The sequence below is a fragment of the Pseudoxanthomonas sacheonensis genome (genome assembly GCF_031455975.1).
Classification (GTDB): domain Bacteria; phylum Pseudomonadota; class Gammaproteobacteria; order Xanthomonadales; family Xanthomonadaceae; genus Pseudoxanthomonas_A; species Pseudoxanthomonas_A sacheonensis_A.
Genome location: NZ_JAVDTT010000002.1, coordinates 707,021 through 726,166, shown reverse-complemented (window position 1 = coordinate 726,166; position 19,146 = coordinate 707,021). Strand labels below are relative to the sequence as shown.

The 19,146-nt window shown below is 63.5% G+C and carries 15 protein-coding genes and 1 pseudogene; 9 read left to right on the top strand and 7 right to left on the bottom strand.

The window, feature by feature from the left end; translation table 11 throughout:
• Together J2W94_RS10475 and J2W94_RS10470 are read right to left on the bottom strand one after the other, a co-directional pair.
• Positions 1–795: an ABC transporter permease gene (locus tag J2W94_RS10475; protein WP_310092938.1), complete on the bottom strand. Its 795-nt coding sequence runs from the start codon at positions 793–795 to the stop codon at positions 1–3.
• A gap of 182 nt (positions 796–977) precedes the next feature.
• Positions 978–1,949: an ABC transporter ATP-binding protein gene (locus J2W94_RS10470; RefSeq protein WP_310092936.1), complete on the bottom strand. Its 972-nt coding sequence runs from the start codon at positions 1,947–1,949 to the stop codon at positions 978–980.
• A gap of 37 nt (positions 1,950–1,986) precedes the next feature.
• Here J2W94_RS10470 and J2W94_RS10465 point away from each other — a divergent pair.
• From J2W94_RS10465 to J2W94_RS10445, 5 genes and pseudogenes are all read left to right on the top strand, one after another.
• A pseudogene (locus tag J2W94_RS10465) lies at positions 1,987–2,806 on the top strand (FAD-binding oxidoreductase).
• 287 nt (positions 2,807–3,093) lie between these two features.
• On the top strand, positions 3,094–4,554 hold the full coding sequence (locus tag J2W94_RS10460) for an alpha/beta hydrolase (protein ID WP_310092934.1): 1,461 nt from the start codon (positions 3,094–3,096) through the stop codon (positions 4,552–4,554).
• The gene (locus J2W94_RS10455) at positions 4,551–5,297 is read left to right on the top strand and encodes an ATP-binding cassette domain-containing protein (RefSeq protein ID WP_310092931.1); all 747 of its coding nucleotides are present in this window, start codon (positions 4,551–4,553) and stop codon (positions 5,295–5,297) included. The genes J2W94_RS10460 and J2W94_RS10455 overlap by 4 nt, the downstream gene beginning before the upstream one ends.
• Positions 5,294–6,475 carry an ABC transporter permease gene (locus J2W94_RS10450; RefSeq protein ID WP_310092928.1) on the top strand — a complete coding sequence of 394 codons (1,182 nt, stop codon included), beginning with the start codon at positions 5,294–5,296 and terminating at the stop codon, positions 6,473–6,475. Before J2W94_RS10455 ends, J2W94_RS10450 begins: the two co-directional genes overlap by 4 nt.
• Positions 6,476–6,578: 103 nt before the next feature.
• The gene (locus J2W94_RS10445; protein ID WP_310092926.1) at positions 6,579–6,905 is read left to right on the top strand and encodes a hypothetical protein; all 327 of its coding nucleotides are present in this window, start codon (positions 6,579–6,581) and stop codon (positions 6,903–6,905) included.
• A gap of 411 nt (positions 6,906–7,316) precedes the next feature.
• On the opposite strand, the gene J2W94_RS10440 is transcribed toward J2W94_RS10445, so the two are convergent.
• From J2W94_RS10440 to rpmH, 5 genes are all read right to left on the bottom strand, one after another.
• Positions 7,317–8,315 (bottom strand): energy transducer TonB, encoded by a 999-nt coding sequence (locus tag J2W94_RS10440; RefSeq protein ID WP_310092924.1) that lies wholly within the window; start codon positions 8,313–8,315, stop codon positions 7,317–7,319.
• 90 nt (positions 8,316–8,405) lie between these two features.
• A complete protein-coding gene (mnmE, locus tag J2W94_RS10435) occupies positions 8,406–9,746 on the bottom strand; it encodes a tRNA uridine-5-carboxymethylaminomethyl(34) synthesis GTPase MnmE (RefSeq protein WP_310093697.1) in 1,341 nt (446 codons plus the stop codon).
• A 115-nt stretch (positions 9,747–9,861) separates the two neighbouring features.
• The gene (gene yidC, locus J2W94_RS10430) at positions 9,862–11,631 is read right to left on the bottom strand and encodes a membrane protein insertase YidC (protein WP_310092922.1); all 1,770 of its coding nucleotides are present in this window, start codon (positions 11,629–11,631) and stop codon (positions 9,862–9,864) included.
• A 13-nt stretch (positions 11,632–11,644) separates the two neighbouring features.
• Positions 11,645–12,079 (bottom strand): ribonuclease P protein component, encoded by a 435-nt coding sequence (gene rnpA, locus J2W94_RS10425; protein ID WP_310092920.1) that lies wholly within the window; start codon positions 12,077–12,079, stop codon positions 11,645–11,647.
• A 131-nt stretch (positions 12,080–12,210) separates the two neighbouring features.
• Positions 12,211–12,351, bottom strand: coding sequence for a 50S ribosomal protein L34 (gene rpmH / locus J2W94_RS10420; protein WP_133323779.1), 141 nt, complete (start codon positions 12,349–12,351; stop codon positions 12,211–12,213).
• Positions 12,352–12,614: 263 nt separating this feature from the next.
• Here rpmH and dnaA point away from each other — a divergent pair, with 263 nt between their 5' ends.
• From dnaA to gyrB, 4 genes are all read left to right on the top strand, one after another.
• Positions 12,615–13,943: a chromosomal replication initiator protein DnaA gene (gene dnaA / locus J2W94_RS10415; protein WP_310092916.1), complete on the top strand. Its 1,329-nt coding sequence runs from the start codon at positions 12,615–12,617 to the stop codon at positions 13,941–13,943.
• A 224-nt stretch (positions 13,944–14,167) separates the two neighbouring features.
• Positions 14,168–15,268, top strand: coding sequence for a DNA polymerase III subunit beta (gene dnaN, locus J2W94_RS10410; RefSeq protein ID WP_310092914.1), 1,101 nt, complete (start codon positions 14,168–14,170; stop codon positions 15,266–15,268).
• A gap of 187 nt (positions 15,269–15,455) precedes the next feature.
• Positions 15,456–16,541, top strand: a complete 1,086-nt coding sequence (gene recF / locus J2W94_RS10405; RefSeq protein ID WP_310092911.1) for a DNA replication/repair protein RecF — start codon at positions 15,456–15,458, stop codon at positions 16,539–16,541.
• 140 nt (positions 16,542–16,681) lie between these two features.
• A complete protein-coding gene (gyrB, locus tag J2W94_RS10400; RefSeq protein WP_310092909.1) occupies positions 16,682–19,126 on the top strand; it encodes a DNA topoisomerase (ATP-hydrolyzing) subunit B in 2,445 nt (814 codons plus the stop codon).
• Positions 19,127–19,146 lie beyond the last annotated feature (20 nt).

Below are 19,146 nucleotides of genomic sequence, written 5' to 3'. Positions count from 1 at the left end.
TCAGCTCCTCAAACCCACGCCGCGCTTCAACAGCCACAATCCCAACGCCCCCAGCACCGCCACGAAAATCAGCATCAGCGCATAAGCCACCCATACCGGCACGTCGCTGGTGCCCAGCAACCCGTAGCGGAAAGCGTTGACCATGTAAAAGATCGGGTTGGCATGGGTCATCGCCTCAGCCCACGGCGGCAGTAGCTTGACCGAATAGAACACGCCGCCCAAGTAGGTCAACGGGGTGAGGATGAAAGTGGGCACGATGGCAACATCGTCGAACTTCTTCGCGTACACCGCGTTGATGAAACCGGCCAGCGAGAAGATGGTGGCGCCCAGCAGCACCGTGGTCAAGGTGATGAAGGGATGCGGCACGCGCACCTTGGTGAAGAACATGGCGATCACCAGCACGATGGCGCCGACCATGAGTCCGCGCAGCACCGCGCCGGCCACGTAGCCGCCCAGGATCACCCAATTGGGCATCGGGCTGACCAGCAGTTCCTCGATATGGCGGCCGAACTTGGCGCCGAAGAAACTGGAGGAGATGTTGCCGTAGCTGTTCTGGATGACGCTCATCATCACCAGACCGGGAACGATGAACTCCATGTAGGTGTAGCCGCCCATATCGCCGATGCGCGAGCCGATCAGGCCGCCGAAGATCAGGAAGTACAAGGTCATGGTGATCGCCGGCGGCACCAGGGTCTGGCCCCAGATGCGCAGGATGCGCATGATCTCGCGGCGCACGATGGTGCCGAGGGCGATGAAGTTCTTCTGCAGCGAGGTGGTGGTGACGGCTTGGTTCATTGCGCTCTCTTCGTTTTGCTTCTGCTTCTGCTTTTGGCCCCCTCCCTTGCGAAGCAGGGGAGGGTTGGGGAGGGGTTGGCTTTTGATCTTGCTTTTGGTTTTTCTCAAAGCAACAACAACAGCAAAATCAAAAGCACCCCTCCCTAGCCCTCCCCTGCTTCGCAAGGGAGGGGATTTTCTATCTATGCCGCCTGTTCCCGCTTGGCCGCCGCTTCATCGCCTGTCAGCCGCACGAACAGCTCCTCCAACCGATTGCTCTTCGTACGCATCGACCGCACGCGGATGCCCGCCTCGCCCAGCGCCGCGAACACGCGGTTGAGATCCATCGCCCGCGGCATGTCCAAATCAAGAGTATGGTCGTCGGTGGCGACCAGCGTGGTTCCTTCGATCGTCGGCAATTGCGCAGGCAATGGGCCATCGATATCGAACACGAAGCCTTCCACATCGAGCTTGGCCAGCAGCGCACGCATCGGCCCCTGTTCGACGATGGTGCCGCGGTCGATGATCGCCACGTTGCGGCACAGGCTTTCCGCTTCCTCGAGATAGTGCGTGGTGAGGATGATGGTGGTTCCCGCGGCGTTGATTTCCTTCAACGTCTTCCACATGCCGCGCCGGATCTCGATGTCCACACCGGCGGTGGGCTCGTCCAGGATCAGCAGGCGGGGACGGGTCATCATGGCCCGGGCGATCATCAGTCGGCGTTTCATGCCTCCGGACAAAGTGCGCGACATGCTGGTGGCCTTGTCCCAGAGCTGGGCCCGCTTGAGTTCCTCCTCGGCGCGAACCAGCGCCTCGGCGCGCGGCAGGCCGTAGAAACCGGCGTAGTTGACCAGGATGTCCAGGGGCTTTTCGAACATGTTGAAGTTCAGCTCCTGCGGCACCAAACCGAGCAGGCGCATGGCGCCGTCGCGGTCCTGGGACAGATTGACGCCAAACACCTCCACTTCCCCGGCCGTCTTGTTGACCAGCGAACTGACGATGCCGATCAAGGTGGATTTGCCCGCGCCGTTGGGGCCGAGCAGAGCGAAGAAATCGCCTGGCGCGACTTGCAGCGACACGCCTTTGAGCGCTTGCACGCCGGTGTCGTAGGTCTTGCGCAGGTCGGTGACGGAGAGCGCGGGCGTGGCCGCGGAGGGTGCAGCTTGGGAAACCATTGAGGAGGCCTTGCGGCGCCAACGGGGCGCCCGGAGTGTGCAAGCGCTTATTATAGGCGTCCCGTCGGGCCACTCCCGGCACCAGACTGTTCCGGTTCCGATCCTTGGCCATCGTCCATTTCCCGCTCAAGTTGGTAGAACGCCGCATGCTGGCGCCCTCCGTCGGTCACTACGTGTTCGCGCGCGGCGACGGCCAGCCGTTGGATTTCATCCCCGGCCAGTTCATCCAGGTGCATTTCAGCTACGCCGACGGCACCCCCGCCAAGCGCAGCTATTCGCTGGCCACCATCCACGACCACGCCATCGGTCCGGGCGAAGGCGTGGAAATCGCAGTCAGCTACGTGGCCGGCGGCGCGGCCACCGCCCTGTTCGAAGGCCTGGAGATCGGCGGCAGTATCGATGCCAGCGGCCCGTACGGACGTTTCTGCCTGATGCCGGGCGACGCCAACAAGCGCTATCTCTTCATCGGCACCGGCACCGGGGTCACGCCTTACCGCGCGATGCTGCCGCTGGTGGAGAAACTTATCGCCGAACGCGGCATCGAAGTGGTGCTGCTGTTCGGCGCGCGCACCCCGGAAGAATTGCTGTACGGCGACGATTTCCGCGCCTTCGCCGACGCCCACCCGCAGTTTCGCTTCGTGCCCTGCTTCTCGCGGGAATTGCCGGAGAACCCCCACGCCGACGTGCGCCGCGGTTACGTGCAGCAGTTCTTGGCCGAGTTTTCGCCCAACCCGGAAACCGACATCGCCTACCTGTGCGGCAATCCCAATATGGTGGACGCCTGCTTCGAATCGTTGAAGGCCGATGGGCTGCCGATTCCGCAGATTCGGCGGGAGAAGTACGTTTCTTCGAAATGATTGCTTCCCTTCTCCCATCGGGAGAAGGTGGCGCGACGCGACGGATGAGGGCGTGGACTCTCAGCTTGTAGTGGACCTTTGAATATAAGCCGTCAGCGCTTTCTGAGACCGTATCGGCAAGTTACTTCCCACCCTCATCCTCCCCCCGTATCAAGTACGGAGCAGGCTCTGCGGGCACCTTCTCCCGAGGGGAGAAGGAAAAACCATTGCCCTGCCTTTGGTCACATCCGCCGCCCGTCTCCGTCGTGACAACATAAGGGTCTGGAAGACCGCTCACCGGAGACGCCATGCGTCGGATACTGATTGCTGCTGCCCTGCTGACTCTCGCCTGCGCCGCTAACGCGCAGAACCGCAAGTTGGGTTCCCTGGAGTTCAAGACTTGCTCGCTGAGCACGCCGTTTTCCGGCGATGCGCTGGCCGCGCAGTGCGCGACGTTGCAGGTGCCGGAAAATCCGGCCGCCCCGAACGGCCGCAAGATCGGCCTGAAAATCGCCTGGATACCCGCCGACAAGGACGATGCGGCCGAACCCGATCCGGTCTTCATGCTCGCCGGCGGGCCCGGACAGTCGGCGCTGGAAAGCTATCCGTCGACCGCCGGCGCATTCGCCGAGACCCGTAAAAAGCGCCACCTCATTCTGGTCGACCAGCGCGGCACCGGCGCCTCCAATGCGCTGACTTGCAAGGAGCCCTTCGACGAAACCCAACTGCCCACGCCGCAGGCCGCCAGCGACTACACCAAGCGCTGCCTGGTCTCGCTGTCCAAACGCGCCGACCCGCGCTTCTATACCACCAGCGAAGCGATCCAGGATCTGGACGCGGTGCGTAAGGCGATCGGCGCCGCGCAGATCAACCTGGTCGGTATTTCCTACGGCACACGCGTGGCCCAGCAGTATGCCGCCAAGTATCCGGCCAGCACGCGCACCCTCGTGCTCGACAGTGTGGCGCCCAACTCTCTGGTGTTGGGCAACGAGTTTTCGCGGAATCTGGAAGACGCGTTGGATCTGCAGTTCGCGCTCTGCGCCAAGACCCCAGCCTGCGTGCGGCGCATGGGCAACCCTCGCGAGAAACTGCGGGCGTTGATGGCGAAACTGGAGACCGATCCGCCGCTGGTGACGTATCGCGACGGCATCACCGGCGAAAGCAAGCAGGAAAAGCTCACCCCTGCGCTAGTGGCCGGTCTGGTCCGCATGTACGCCTACATGCCGCTGGCCTCGTCGCTGCTGCCGCTGCAGTTGAACGAAGCCGCCAACGGACGCTACGACGCGTTGATGGCGCTTTCGAAAATGCTGGGCGACCAGATGGCCGACAGCATCACCCTCGGCATGCAGCTGTCGGTGATCTGCAGCGAGGACGGCGGCGAGCTCAAGGCCAATCCCGCCGACGAAGGCACCCTGCTCGGCAACGACTTCTCCCGTTACCTGGCCGCGCAGTGCGCGGTCTGGCCGAAGGGAACGCGCCCGGCGGGTTTCCGCGCGCCATTGAAGACCAAGGTGCCGGCGCTGCTGCTGTCGGGCGAATTCGACCCGGTCACACCGCCGCGTTATGGGGATGCGGTGGTCAAGTCGCTACCGAATGGGCGCCACCTGGTATTGCGCGGACAGGGCCACAACGTGATCGGCATCGGCTGCATGCCCAAGCTGATGGGGCAGTTCATCGACACCGCCGATGCCGGCAAACTCGACGCCAAATGCCTGGCCAAGCTGGCCTATACGCCGCCGTTCACCGGCTTTTACGGATGGGAACCATGATCGACGTACAAGCTCTGCATAAATCCTTCGCCTCCGCGAAAACGGTGGTCAAGGCCGTCGATGGCGTCAGCTTCGAAGCGCGCGACGGCGAGATCACCGGCCTGCTCGGCCCCAATGGCGCCGGCAAGACCACTACCCTGCGCATGCTGTACACGCTGATGAAGCCCGACAGCGGCCGCGTGCTGGTCGATGGGCACGATACGGCGACCGAAGCCGAAGCGGTAAGGCGGGCGCTAGGCGTGCTGCCCGATGCGCGCGGCGTGTACAAGCGTTTGACCGCGCGCGAGAACATCGCCTATTTCGGCGAACTGCATGGGCTGGATGCGGCCACGATCGCGACTCGCACCGAGGGCCTGGTGCAGGCGTTGAACATGCAGGACTTCATCGACCGTCGCACCGAAGGCTTCTCGCAGGGCCAGCGCACCAAGACCGCGATCGCCCGCGCCCTGGTCCACGATCCCGGCAACGTGATCCTGGACGAACCCACCAATGGCCTGGACGTGATGACCACGCGAGGCCTGCGCGAATTCCTCAAGCAACTGCGTGCCGAGGGCCGCTGCGTGGTCTTCTCCAGCCACATCATGCAAGAGGTCGCCGCGCTGTGCGACCGCATCGTGATCGTCGCGCGCGGACAAGTGGTGGCCTCGGGCACCGCCGACGAACTGCGCGCGCAGACCGGCGAAGACAACCTGGAAGACGCATTCGTGAAAGCGATCGGCTCGGAAGAAGGACTGCACGCATGAAATCCCTCCGCGCTCTGATGACCGTGATGCGCAAGGAATTGCGCGACATTTTCCGCGACCGTCGCACCCTGCTGCTCGCGCTGGGGCTCAGCCCGTTGCTGACTCCCTTGCTGATCATCGGCCTGGGCACGCTGGGCGAAAGCCGCGCGCGCAGCCAGACCGAGAAGCCTTTGGAACTGCCCGTAGTCGGGCGCGAGCACGCGCCCAACCTGGTCGCCTGGCTGGAAGGCCAGAACGTCGTCATCAAGACGCCGCCGAAAGACATCAATGCGGCCATCGCCAACCAGGAAGAGGACGTGATCCTGCGGATCGGTCCGGAATTCCCCGAGCAGTGGCGGAAAAGTCTGCCGGCTCCGCTGGAGATCATCCAGGACAGCACACGCCAGGATGCCGAGATCCCGGTGCGGCGTCTGCGTGGACTGCTTGACGCTTACGGCGGGCAGACCGGTGCGCTGCGCCTGCTGGCACGCGGGATCAGTCCCGGCACGGCAACGGCTTTGCAAGTGCGGCAGACCGATCTGGCCACGCCCGAAGCGCAACGCGGCCGCCTACTCTCTTTCATCCTCCCTTACTTCCTCATCATCAGCGCGTTCCTCGGCGGCGTCTCGCTCATCCTTGATGCGACGGCAGGCGAGCGCGAACGTCAATCGCTGGAGCCGCTGTTGGCGACCCCGGCACCGCGCGGCGCCATCGTCAGCGGCAAGATCGCGGCGGCGTGCGTGATCGCGTTGATCTCGCTGCTGCTCACCTTGCTGGCGTTCAAGCTGGGAGCGTTGCTGTCGCCGTCGGTAGGCCGGCAGATGGAGGTCAGCTTCATGGCCATCGCCAAACTGCTCCTGATTCTGGTGCCGATGGTGTTCATCGGCACCACCCTACTGACCTATCTCGCCGCTGCGGCCAAGAGCATGAAGGAAGCGCAGAGCCACATGACCTGGCTGATGCTGCTGCCGATGCTTCCGACCATCGTGCTGATGGTGAACCCAGTGAAGACCCAGCTGTGGCAGTTCGCGGTGCCTTTCCTTGCGCAGAACCAGCTGATCCTGAAAGTCGTGCGCGGCGAAGTGATCACCGCACAGCAATGGGCGGTCTACTTGGCGACCGGTTTCGGATTGGCGGCGATCCTGTGGTTCGCGGCGACGCGGCGGTATCAACAAGAACGGCTGGCTATCTCTGGTTGAGCCCACTCCAACAAAAGCAACCCGAGAGATTGTACGGCGGACAATACAAACGCTACCGCGCCACCGTCAACGAAGATGGAACCGTTCGAACCTTGGATTGACCATGCTGGACATTTACTACACAGATCCATCCACCACCGATATGCCCGACGATCCCAGCGGTCTTGAACTGGCGGGCTCCATCGATCTCGATGCCCACCGCTCGCTGGCGGTTCTGTTCGACAAGGGCAGCCTGGCCGGCGCAGGTCTCAAGTATTTCGAAGATTCTTTTCTGCAGCCTGCCCAGATCACCACGCTCATGAAGATATTCACGACCAACGTGAGCGAACTCGGCGGCAACCGCGGGGCGCTGGACGCGTTTGCGGCGATGCGCAGCCTCTTCGAGGCGGCATTGGTCAGAGGCGCAGGCCTAGTTGCCTTCTGCGACTGAGCCTGCGCCGAGAAGGGAACGAATCGCTTGGATGGTTTCCCTGAAGAAAAGAAATAACCGTCATCCCGGCGCATGCCGGGACCCAACTTTCAGTTGACGCAGTGTCGGAACGTGCGCCATAAGAAGCCAACCCGTGACGCATACGAGCGATGCGTGGCAGCGCATGCATCGTATTGAAATGTCTCTTCATCCCGCAGCGAAGCACTTCATTTTCCACTGCTAACCCGTCTGCCCGAGCGCTGCGAATTGGGTCCCGGCATGCTCCGGGATGACGGTTTTATTTTGCACTGGCCGTATTCTTGTTTGCCTGCAATCCGGCTTCCCAGCTCGCGGTGCCTACGCTTAGCTCATCCCCACCCAAACAAAGAAGGCCGGCTTACGCCGGCCTTCTCGTAGCTGTTGCGTCGTGTATCAACCCGGATTGAAAGCCAGGGTACGGCGCGTGGTGGTCGGCGCATCGATGGGCTCGAACTTCCAGCGACGCACGGCATTCAACGCTTCGCGATCGAAGACGCGCGGCGGGGTGGCGCGCACCACGCGCGCGTTGGTCACCGAGCCATCGGTACCCACGGTGATCTCCACCAGCACTTCACCGGCGGTGCCGGCACGCAACGCTTCAGGCGGATAACGCGGCGACGGCGAACTGACTACCTTCAGCGAGGTGCTGCTGGCAGCTGGTTTGGTGGTGGCCGGTGTGGCGGCAGCGGTGCGTGCGGCGGCTTCACGTTGAGCGGCGGCGGCGGCTTCACGCTGGGCGGCGGCGGTACGCTCGGCTTCGGCCGCACGCGCGGCGTCCTGCTGCTGCTGGGTCGCCAGAGCCGCGGCCGCGGCGCGCTGCTGTTCGGCCTGCTGGGCCAGACGCTTTTCTTCCAGCGCCTTGGCCTCGGCGTCGGTGACTTCCTTGGTCTTTTCGGTTTCCGCGCGTGCCGCCACCGCCAACTGCGCGTTGGCGATGGTTTGCTTCAGACGCGGCAGCGCCGGCGCCTTGGGATCGGCTTTTTCGAGCAGCGCCGAGAGACGCTGGGCTTCGACGAAGTCCTCACGGCCAATGCTTTGTTCGGTGGCGATCAGCGTATAGGGCATCAGATCGGTCAATGCGCTGGTCACGGCCGGGTCGCTGGGCAGTTTGTCGCGCAGCGCCAGGTAGTACTCCATGGCGTTGTCGCCGCCTGGGGCATAGATACGGTTCTCGCCCAGCGCCTTGGTGGCCGCGGCGCGCAGCTGTTCGGCGCTCATCGCCTGGACCTGAGCCGAAACGGCCGGTGCGGGCGCAGCCGTTACGGGCGCGGCGGTGGGCGTTGTCGTGGTCGCTTCGGTGCCGGCCTGCTCGTCCTTGGAACAGGCCGCCAACGCGACCACCAGCGACAGCGCAATCCAGCGCGACTTCTTTGAAATCGTGACAACAGACATTCGTTTACTCCCCAGACAAGCAGCAATTGGAAAAAACCCCATACCAGCCAAGCATGAAGCATGCCAGGGCATTTGTCGGCTTCCGCGGGCTCATTTGCCGATGCAGAAAGTGGAAAAAATGCGGCCCAGCATGTCATCCGGCGAAATCCTCCCGGTGATTTCGCCCAAGGCTTCGTGAGCCAGCCTCAATTCTTCGGCGGCTAGCTCCAGCCTTTCGTGATCCAGTTCACGGTTTGCCGTATTCGCGTGTTCCTGGGCTCTGCGCAAAGCGTCGACGTGGCGGCCGCGCGCGGAGAACTCCCCGGCGCTGGCCTCCTGCGTGTTCCCCATGGCCAGGCCTCGCAGGCGAGCGTGCAGTGTTTCCAGGCCTCGCCCGTCGAGGGCCGAGACATGCACCGTGGTCTCGGTATCGGCCGGGGGCGAGGCCAGCAGGTCGCTCTTGTTGTGGATCAACAGGCGCAGAGGCACCGTCGCGAGTACACCCTCCACCGCCGACAGCCCAGCGGCGGGGTCGCGCGCATCCAGCACCACCAGGGCGAGGTCCGCGGTTTCCAGTTCGGCGCGTGCGCGGCGCATGCCTTCGCGTTCGATGGCATCGCCGCCCTCGCGCAAGCCGGCGGTGTCCACCAGCGTCAGTTCCAGACCATCCAGGCGCATGGTTTCGCGCAAGACATCGCGGGTGGTGCCGGGAATGTCGGTGACGATGGCGCGATCGCCGCCGGCCAGCGCGTTCAGCAAGGAGCTCTTGCCGGCATTGGGCGGACCCACGATCACCGCATGCAGGCCGTCGCGGAGTTTGCGTCCGCGTTCGGCGTCGGCCAGCAATCGCGACAGGTCGACCTGCGTCGCCGCCAGTTTTTTTCGCACGGCTTGGCCGCCGAGCGTGTCGATGGATTCGTCGGCGAAATCGATGGCCGCTTCCACATGCACGCGCAAGGCCGAAAAGCTGTCGGCGATGGCCTCCACGCGTTGCGAGAACACCCCCTCCAGCGCACGCCGCGCCGCGCGCGCGGCACGCGTGTCGGAAGCGGCGATCAGGTCGGCGATGGCCTCGGCCTGGGCCAGATCCAGTCGCTCGTTGAGGAAGGCGCGCTCGCTGAACTCGCCCGGACGCGCATGCCGCGCACCCAGCGCGCAGGCGCGCATCACCAGTTGCTGCAGCACGACCGGACTGCCGTGCGCCTGCAATTCGACCACGTCTTCGCCGGTGAAGCTGTTGGGTGCCGGAAAGGACAGCGCGAGGCCGTCGTCGATGGTGTCCCCGTTGTGTTCGGAAAAACGCACGTGATGCGCGTGGCGTGGCCGCAAGCTGCGGCCGCATATGCTTTCGGCGATGACGCGCGCGCGCGGACCCGACAAGCGCACGATGCCGACGCCACCCGCACCTGGCGCAGTGGCGACGGCGGCGATGGTGTCGGCATTCGGATCGATCGTGGGTGCGGGCGCAATCATCAGGCGGAAGTCTTGCATATTCCCGAACGCGGGTTCGTTCAATAAAAAGGAACCCGCCTTCCGGCGGGTTCCTTAGTGTTGCCGATGCGACCGATTACTTCTCGGTCGTCTTCTTTTCTATCGCCTTGCCCTTCTCTATCGCCTTGCCCTTGGCTTCAGGCGCGGCCAGCGGCTTGCCGTGTTTCTTGCCGACCCACCATTGCTGCAGCAAGCCCAGGCTGCCGTTGGTCACCCAGTACAGCACCAGGCCCGACGGGAAGAAGGCCATCATCACGCCGAACACCAGCGGCATGAACTGCATCATCTTCTGCTGCATCGGATCCATGCCCACGGCAGGCGTCATCTTCTGCGTGGTCCACATCACCAGCATGTTCAGCGCGGGCAGGATGAAGTACGGATCGCGCGCGGTCAGATCGTGGATCCACAGGAACCACGGCGCCTGGCGCAGTTCCACCGACTCCACCAACACCCAGTACAGGGCCAGGAAGATCGGCATGGTCACCAGGATCGGCAAGCAGCCGCCCATCGGATTGACCTTCTCCTTCTTGTACAGCTCCATCATCGCCGCTTGATGCTTGGCGCGATCGTCGCCGTAGCGCTCCTTGAGCTGGGCCACGCGCGGCGCCAGCGCGCGCATCTTGTTGGCGCTCTCGTACTGCTTGTTGGCCAGCGGATACAGCGCCAGCTTCACCAGCACCACCAGGCCGATGATCGACCAGCCCCAGTTGCCGAATAAAGAATGCAGATGGCTGAGGATCCAGAACAGTCCCTGGCCTATGAAATCGAAAATGCGAAACTGACTGTAATCCACTGCGCGATTCAGGTTGACGCCCTGCGCCTGCATCTGCGCTATCAATTTCGGTCCCACGAACAGTCTTGCTTCAGTAACCTGCTTCTGACCTGGAGCGACGCTCAAACTCGGGCCGAGTTCGCGAATCAGTGCGTGGCCATTGATCTCGTCGGTCTGTATTTTGACGTCCGCTTTCTGATCGGGAATCCATGCGCTGAAGAAATGATGCTGCAGCATTGCGATCCAACCGCCGCTCGCATCCTGATTCAACTTGCCATCGTCCATGTACTTGGCGAACTTCAGCCGCTCGTACTGCTTCTGCACGCTGTACCAGGTGGCGCCGCTGAAGCTGAAGGATTCCGGATTGGTCATGCCGGTCTTGATCACCGGCGGCTGCCGTTCCAGCTGGCGGTAGATCGTGCCCTCCCAGGGCGCGTTGCTGTTGTTGACCACTTCATCGCGCACGCCCACCGCGTAGTCGTCGCGCTTGAGTGTGTAGGTGCGGCGGATCACGACGCCTTCCGGTCCATTCCATATGAAGGGCACCGACACCGACGCTGCCCCGGGCGCGAGATTCACCACGCCGGCGCCGTTTTCCGGGACAAAGCCGCCCAGGTGGCTGGGCGCCGGATTCTTGCCGTTGGCCCAACCGCTCTGCGCCGTGTAGTAGTGCGCCGGATCCTGGGTGAACAACACCACGGGCGGACTGCCGGCGGCCTTGGTTTGCGGATACTTCAGCAACACCGCTTCCAATACGTTGCCGCCGTCGATGGTCAGGCGCAGCAAGTCGCTGCTGACCACCACGCTCTGCCGTGCGGGAGCCGCAGTAGCGCTGGCCTTGTTGGCAGCGGCTTCGACCGCGGGCGCCACGGGCACGCCCGCATTCGTCACCGTGGCGGCCGGCTGCGGGACCGGCGAGGCGGAAGGCACCGAGCCGAGGCTTGCGGGCTGCGGCTGGGTCGTGGCGGTCGGCAGGTCGGCCGGCTTGGGCGCGTTGAACTTGCCCCACTCCATCCACAACAGGGTCGCCACCATCAGCCAGGCGAAAAACAGGAAGACACGGGTCTGGTTCATCAGGCAGGCATTCTCAACCGGCGGAAACGTCCGGTTTGGGCGTGTTGCGGGAAAGGGAAGGAAGAGGTTTCGTGACCGGCGGCATTGTGCCGGGCGCGGCCGACGCGGGCAATGCACCGGCACGCACCAGCGTGCGCAGAAAAGTCTCGCGCAGCTGCGCATTGTCGGCTTTGCGCGCGGCTACGCGGGCGACCACCACATATTCGCCGGCGGGCAGTTGCGCGCGCAGCTTTCGGAATTGATCGCGGAATACGCGTTTGATGCGGTTGCGGCCCACCGCATTGGGATCGACCTTGCGCGAGACCGCCAGACCCAGTTTCGCCGGCGTTTCGCCGGCCAGCCAATGCAGACTCAGGATCGGGTCGGAGGTGCGGCGGGCCTGTTCGAACACGCGTGCGTATTCGGCCCCCGTGCGTACTCGCGCAGAGGGCGGGAAGTGGGCGTTCATGGAATCATGCTCATGAAGGCGTGCTCATGCCGACATGAACATGCGGACATGAAAAAGTCCGCACAAGGGTTGCGCGGACTTTTTGCAGAAGACAGACATCGATGGACTCGGCCGCAGACGCGGCAGAACCATCAGGCGCTCAGGCGAGTGCGGCCCTTGGCACGACGACGGGCCAGGATCTTGCGGCCATCGGCGGTCTTCATGCGGGCGCGAAAGCCATGGTCGCGCTTGCGCTTGAGGTTGCTGGGTTGGTAAGTGCGCTTGGTGGCCATGGGGCCCTCGGGCGGTTTGCGGTGGAAAGAACCGGAAATTCTATAGGGCCGACCCGGTCGCGGTCAACTACGGCGGGGCTTGAGTCAAAAACGGACGGTATCGAAGCGCATGGCTATTCAGGTCCGCGACGTTTTTCGACGCTGTGGATAACTACCATGCCAGGTGCTGCCGCATGATAATGTGGCCGACTGTATTTCACCCGCGTTCCGCGCCGTTCGACTGCCGCGGGCACGCCCTCTTGAAGAACCGATCGCCGCCCTCGATGGATGCCTGGCCCCGCTGCCTCGAACGCCTGGAAGCCGAACTGCCGGCCGAAGATGTCCATACCTGGCTCAAGCCCTTGCAGGCCGAACAGCGCCTCGACGCCATGGTCCTGTACGCGCCCAACGCCTTCATCGTGGAGCAGGTGCGCGAACGCTACCTGTCGCGCATCCAGGACCTGCTGGGCCACTTCGCCGGCCATCGCGACGTCTCGGTGGAAATCGGATCGCGGGCGCGCATCGCCGAGCCCACACCGTCGGCTTCCGCAGCGGCAGCGGCCGCGAATTTCGCCGCCAGCGAGCCCTACGCCGGCAATCTGGATTCGCACTACAGCTTCGACAACTTCGTCGAAGGCCGCAGCAACCAGCTCGGCCGCGCCGCCGCCTGGCAGGCCGCGCAGAAACCCGGCGACCGTTCGCATAATCCCCTGCTGCTGTACGGCGGCACCGGTCTGGGCAAGACCCATCTGATGTTCGCCGCCGGCAACGAACTGCGCCGGCAGAACCCGAATGCGCGTGTGCTGTATCTGCGTTCGGAACAATTCTTCAGCGCGATGACCAAGGCCTTGATCGAGAAATCGATGGACCAGTTCAAGCGGCGTTTCCAGCAAGTGGACGCGCTGCTGATCGACGACATCCAGTTCTTCGCCGGCAAGGACCGTACCCAGGAAGAGTTCTTCCACACCTTCAACGCGCTGTTCGACGGCCGCCAACAGATCATCCTGACCTGCGACCGCTATCCGCGCGAAGTGGAAGGCCTGGAGCCGCGCTTGAAGTCGCGGCTGGCTTGGGGGCTGTCGGTGGCGATCGAGCCGCCGGATTTCGAGACCCGCGCGGCCATCGTGTTGGCCAAGGCGCGCGAGCGCGGCGCGCAGATTCCCGACGATGTCGCCTTCCTGCTGGCCAAGAAGATGCGCTCCAACGTACGCGATCTGGAAGGCGCGTTGAACACCCTGACCGCGCGAGCCAACTTCACCGGCCGCGCCATCACCACCGAATTCGCCCAGGAAACGCTGCGCGATCTGTTGCGCGCGCAGCAGCAAGCCATCAGCATCCCCAACATACAGAAGACCGTGGCAGACTATTACGGTCTGCAGATCAAGGATTTGCTGTCCAAGCGACGCACGCGCTCCCTGGCGCGCCCGCGGCAGGTGGCGATGGCCTTGGCCAAGGAACTGACCGAACACAGCCTGCCGGAAATCGGCGATGCCTTCGCCGGTCGCGACCACACCACCGTTTTGCATGCCTGCCGGCAGATCCGCAACCTGATGGAAACCGATGGCAAGCTGCACGAGGACTGGGACAAACTGATCCGTAAGCTCAGTGAGTAACTAACCTCAGGCTCTGTGGATAAGTTGGGGATGAAAATCGCCTCCAAAGTTATCCACAAGTTGCACCAGTGCTCCAGCGTTCTTGATACACGCTTTCGAGTCGTCAAAAAACGAATAGGATTCAAAGGGTTGCGTAGCTTCTCCACCGAAATCTGCGAAACCATCACCACCAGTTTTTGATTTAATACTCTTTCAAGATCCAGTGCATAAGGGGCCAGCACCACATGCGTTTCAGTCTGCAACGCGAAGCATTCCTGAAGCCGTTGGCGCAAGTCGTCAACGTGGTCGAACGCCGGCAGACGTTGCCGGTCCTCGCCAACTTCCTCGTCCAGGTGCAAGGCGGGCAACTCTCGCTCACCGGCACCGATCTGGAAGTCGAGATGATCGCGCGCAGCGCGGTCGACGACGCCCAGGACGGTGAAACCACCATCCCGGCACGCAAGCTGTTCGAGATCATCCGCGCCCTGCCCGACGGCAGCAAAATCACCGTCAGCCAAAGCGGAGACAAGGTCACCGTCTCGGCCGGACGCAGCCGCTTCACCCTGGCCACCTTGCCGGCCAATGATTTTCCCTCGGTGGACGAAGTCGAAGCCACCGAACGGGTCAACGTGCCGGAAGCCGCGCTGAAGGAACTGATCGAACGCACCGCGTTCGCGATGGCCCAGCAGGACGTGCGCTACTACCTCAACGGCTTGCTGTTCGACCTGGGCGACAAGCTGCTGCGTTGTGTGGCCACCGACGGCCATCGCTTGGCGCTGTGCGAAACCCCGCTGGAAGGCGCTGCCGGCGCCAAACGCCAGATCATCGTGCCCCGCAAGGGCGTGACCGAACTGCAGCGCCTGCTGGAGAACGGCGACCGCGAGTTGGAACTGGAAATCGGCCGCAACCACATTCGGGTCAAGCGCGACGATGTGACTTTCACTTCCAAGTTGATCGACGGTCGTTTCCCTGATTACGCCGCGGTGATCCCGATCGGTGCCGACCGCGAGGTCAAGCTGGACCGCGAGGTTCTGCGTGCGGCTCTGCAGCGCGCGGCCATTCTGTCCAACGAGAAATACCGCGGCGTCCGCGTCGAGGTGTCCCCTGGCCAACTGAAGATCAGCGCGCACAACCCGGAGCAGGAAGAAGCCCAGGAAGAGATCGAAGCCGACACCAAGGTCAGCGATCTGGCCATCGGCTTCAACGTCAATTACCTGCTCGATGCCCTCTCCGCACTGCGCGACGAGCACATCATCATCCAGTTGCGGGACGCCAATTCCTCGGCTCTGGTGCGTGAAGCCAGCAGCGAGAAGTCCCGGCATGTGGTGATGCCGCTGCGCCTGTGATTCCACCCTTGTTTCACGTGGAACATCCTCAACGCCCGGACCTCTCCGGGCGTTCTGGTTTTGCGGGAACCCTTTTCGCTTGTTGCTGTTGCGCTCCGATAGAGCCCGGCTGCACCTGGCGACCATTCGTAGGTCGGGGACGTAGCCCCGACCTACGGCGATCGGGACGTGCGGGGAGACTGCTTAAATGCAGGTGATCCGCCTTACCGCCGCCGGCTTGCGACGCTTCGAGAGCGTGGCGATCGAGCCTGCCGCGGGCCTCAACCTGATTACCGGCGACAACGGCGCCGGCAAGACCAGCCTGCTGGAAGCCTTGCACCTGATGGCCTACGGGCGCAGTTTCCGCGGACGGGTACGGGACGGGCTGGTGAGGACGGGATCAGACGCGGTCGAGGTCTTCGTCGAGTGGCGGGAAGGTCCCGACACCCGCCATCGCCGCGCCGGCCTGCGCCATACCGGCCAAACCTGGACCGGGCGTCTGGACGGGGAAAACGTGGCCCAGCTCGGCGAACTCTGCGCCGCCTTGGCGGTGGTCAGCTTCGAACCGGGCAGCCATGCGCTGGTGACCGGTGGTGGGGAGCCGCGCCGCCGGTTCGTGGACTGGGGGCTGTTCCACGTGGAACCTGATTTTCTGCCGCTGTGGCGCCGTTACGCCCGCGCCCTGAAACAACGCAACGCCTTGCTGAAGTCCGGTGCCGGCGGGCAGCAGCTGGACGCCTGGGACCACGAGCTGGCCGAAGCCGGCGAACCCCTGACCCGCCATCGTCGGCAGTACCTGGAACAGCTTCAGGTCCGCCTTTCCGCGGTCGCCGCGGATCTGGTGCCGGCGCTTGGCGCCAGCACTATTGAATTCCAGCCCGGATGGCGCAGCGGGGAGTTATCGCTGGCCGACGCCCTGTTGCTGGCGCGGGATCGCGACCGCAGCCTGGGCTATACCTCGGTCGGCCCGCATCGCGCCGATTGGCGGATCGACTACGCCGGCCATCCCAACCGCGAAGCCCTGTCGCGAGGGCAGGCCAAGCTATCGGCCCTGTCCGCCCTGCTCGCACAAGCCGAGGATTACGCGCAGCGACGTGGCGAGTGGCCGATCGTAGCCCTGGACGATCTTTCCTCGGAGCTGGACCGCAAGCATCAGCAACGTGTCTTGCAACGCCTGTTGGGCAGCGGAGCGCAGATCTTCGTTACCGGTACCGAAGCCTCTGCGGCGTTGGAAACCCTCGGCGTAACGCCCACTTTGTTCCACGTGGAACAGGGGAAAATCCAGCGCTGCTGATCCGTTGCGGCATGGAGAGGAAGAGGCCGAAATGCTATAATTTCTGCTTCACTCCCTATAGCTAATGTGTGGCACAACAGATTCGCGAAACATCCGCGAATCCCGGCCGGCACAGGAGCGCAGCAGGCGATACGAAGCGCATGACCGAAGAAACCACTCCAGTCCCCACCCCCAACGGCAACTACGATTCCAGCAAGATCACCGTCCTGCGCGGCCTGGAGGCCGTTCGCAAGCGCCCTGGCATGTATATCGGCGACGTGCACGACGGCACCGGCCTGCACCACATGGTGTTCGAGGTGGTGGACAACGCCATCGACGAAGCCCTCGCCGGCCACGCCGACGATGTGGTGGTGAAAATCCTGGAAGACGGCTCGGTCGCCGTGTACGACAACGGTCGCGGCATCCCGGTCGACATCCACAAGGAAGAAGGCGTTTCCGCGGCCGAGGTCATCATGACCGTGCTGCACGCCGGCGGTAAGTTCGACGACAACAGCTACAAGGTTTCCGGCGGTCTGCACGGCGTCGGCGTCTCCGTGGTCAACGCCTTGTCCGAGCATTTGTGGCTGGACGTGTGGCGCGACGGTTTCCATTGGCAGCAGGAATATTCGCTGGGCGAACCGCTGTATCCGCTCAAACAGCTTGAAGCCTCGGACAAACGCGGCACCCTGCTGCGCTTCAAGCCGGCGGCCGCGATTTTCACCGACGTCGAGTTCCACTACGACATTCTGGCCAAGCGTTTGCGCGAGCTGTCGTTCCTCAACTCGGGCGTCAAGATCACGCTCAGCGACGAGCGCGGCGAAGGCCGTTCGGACGTATTCCAGTACGAAGGCGGCATCGCTTCCTTCGTCGAACATCTGGCGCAATTGAAGACTCCGTTGCACCCCAACGTGATCTCGGTGACGGGCGAACAGAATGGCATCACCGTCGACGTCGCCCTGCAGTGGACCGACGCGTATCAGGAAACGATGTTCTGCTTCACCAACAATATTCCACAGAAGGACGGCGGCACCCACCTCATCGGTTTCCGCGCCGCGCTCACCCGCACGCTGACCAATTACATCGAACAGAACGGCATCGCCAAGCAGGCCAAAGTCGCCTTGTCCGGCGACGACATGCGCGAAGGCATGATCGCCGTGCTGTCGGTCAAGGTGCCCGATCCGAGCTTTTCCTCGCAAACCAAAGAAAAGCTGGTCAGTTCCGAAGTAAGGCCGGTCGTTGAGAGCACGTTCGGTGCACGTTTGGAGGAGTTCCTGCAAGAACACCCCAACGAGGCCCGCGCCATCGCCGGCAAGATCGTCGACGCCGCCCGCGCCCGCGAGGCCGCGCGCAAGGCCCGCGACCTGACCCGCCGCAAGGGTGCGCTGGATATCGCCGGCCTGCCCGGCAAGCTCGCCGACTGCCAGGAAAAAGATCCGGCCTTGTCGGAGCTGTTCATCGTCGAGGGCGACTCCGCCGGCGGTTCCGCCAAGCAGGGCCGCAATCGCAAGAACCAGGCGGTGCTGCCGTTGCGCGGCAAGATCCTCAACGTCGAACGCGCGCGTTTCGATCGCATGCTGGCCTCGGCCGAAGTCGGTACGCTGATCACCGCGCTGGGCACCGGCATCGGCCGCGACGAATACAACCCGGACAAGCTGCGTTACCACCGCATCATCATCATGACCGACGCCGACGTCGACGGTTCGCACATCCGCACCTTGCTGCTCACCTTCTTCTACCGGCAGATGCCGGAGCTGATCGAGCGCGGCCACATCTACATCGGCCTGCCGCCGCTCTACAAGTTGAAGCAGGGCAAGCAGGAGATGTACATGAAGGACGATGCGGCGTTGAACGTCTACCTCGCCAACAGCGCGGTGGAAAACGCAGGCCTGATTCCCGCCGAAGGCGAGCCGCCGATCACCGGCGAAGCGCTGGAAAAATTGCTGCTGTCCTTCGCCGGCGCGCGCGAAGCGATCGCGCGCAACGCGCATCGCTACGACGCGATCCTGCTGGAATCGCTGATCGACTTTTCGCCGCTGGACGCTGCGCATCTGGCGCAGAACGTCGACGAGCGCCAGGAGCTCGACTCGCTGGAGAAAAAGCTCAACCGTGGCGGCATCGGCAGCGCGCGCTACGCGTTGACCCTGCAGGAAGCCACCGAGCATCGTCCTGCCGCATTGCTGTCCACCCGCAAGCACATGGGCGAGGAACTGACCCAGGTGCTGCCGCTGTCGGCGTTCGAAGTGGGCGAGCTGCGTCCGCTGCGCGAAGCCGCGGCCGTGCTGCATGGATTGATCCGCGCAGGCGCGCAGATCGTGCGCGGCAACAAGACCCAGCCGATCTCGAGTTTTGCCGAAGCACAGGCGTGGTTGCTCGATGAGGCCAAGAAAGGACGCAGCATCCAGCGCTTCAAGGGCCTGGGCGAAATGAATCCGGAGCAGTTGTGGGATACCACGGTGAACCCGGATACGCGTCGCTTGCTGCAGGTCCGCATCGAGGATGCGGTCGCCGCCGACCAGATCTTCAGCACGCTGATGGGCGATGTGGTGGAACCGCGGCGCGAGTTCATCGATGCCAATGCGTTGAAGGTTTCCAACCTCGACGTCTGAAGTGAGCGCGATAAAGTGAG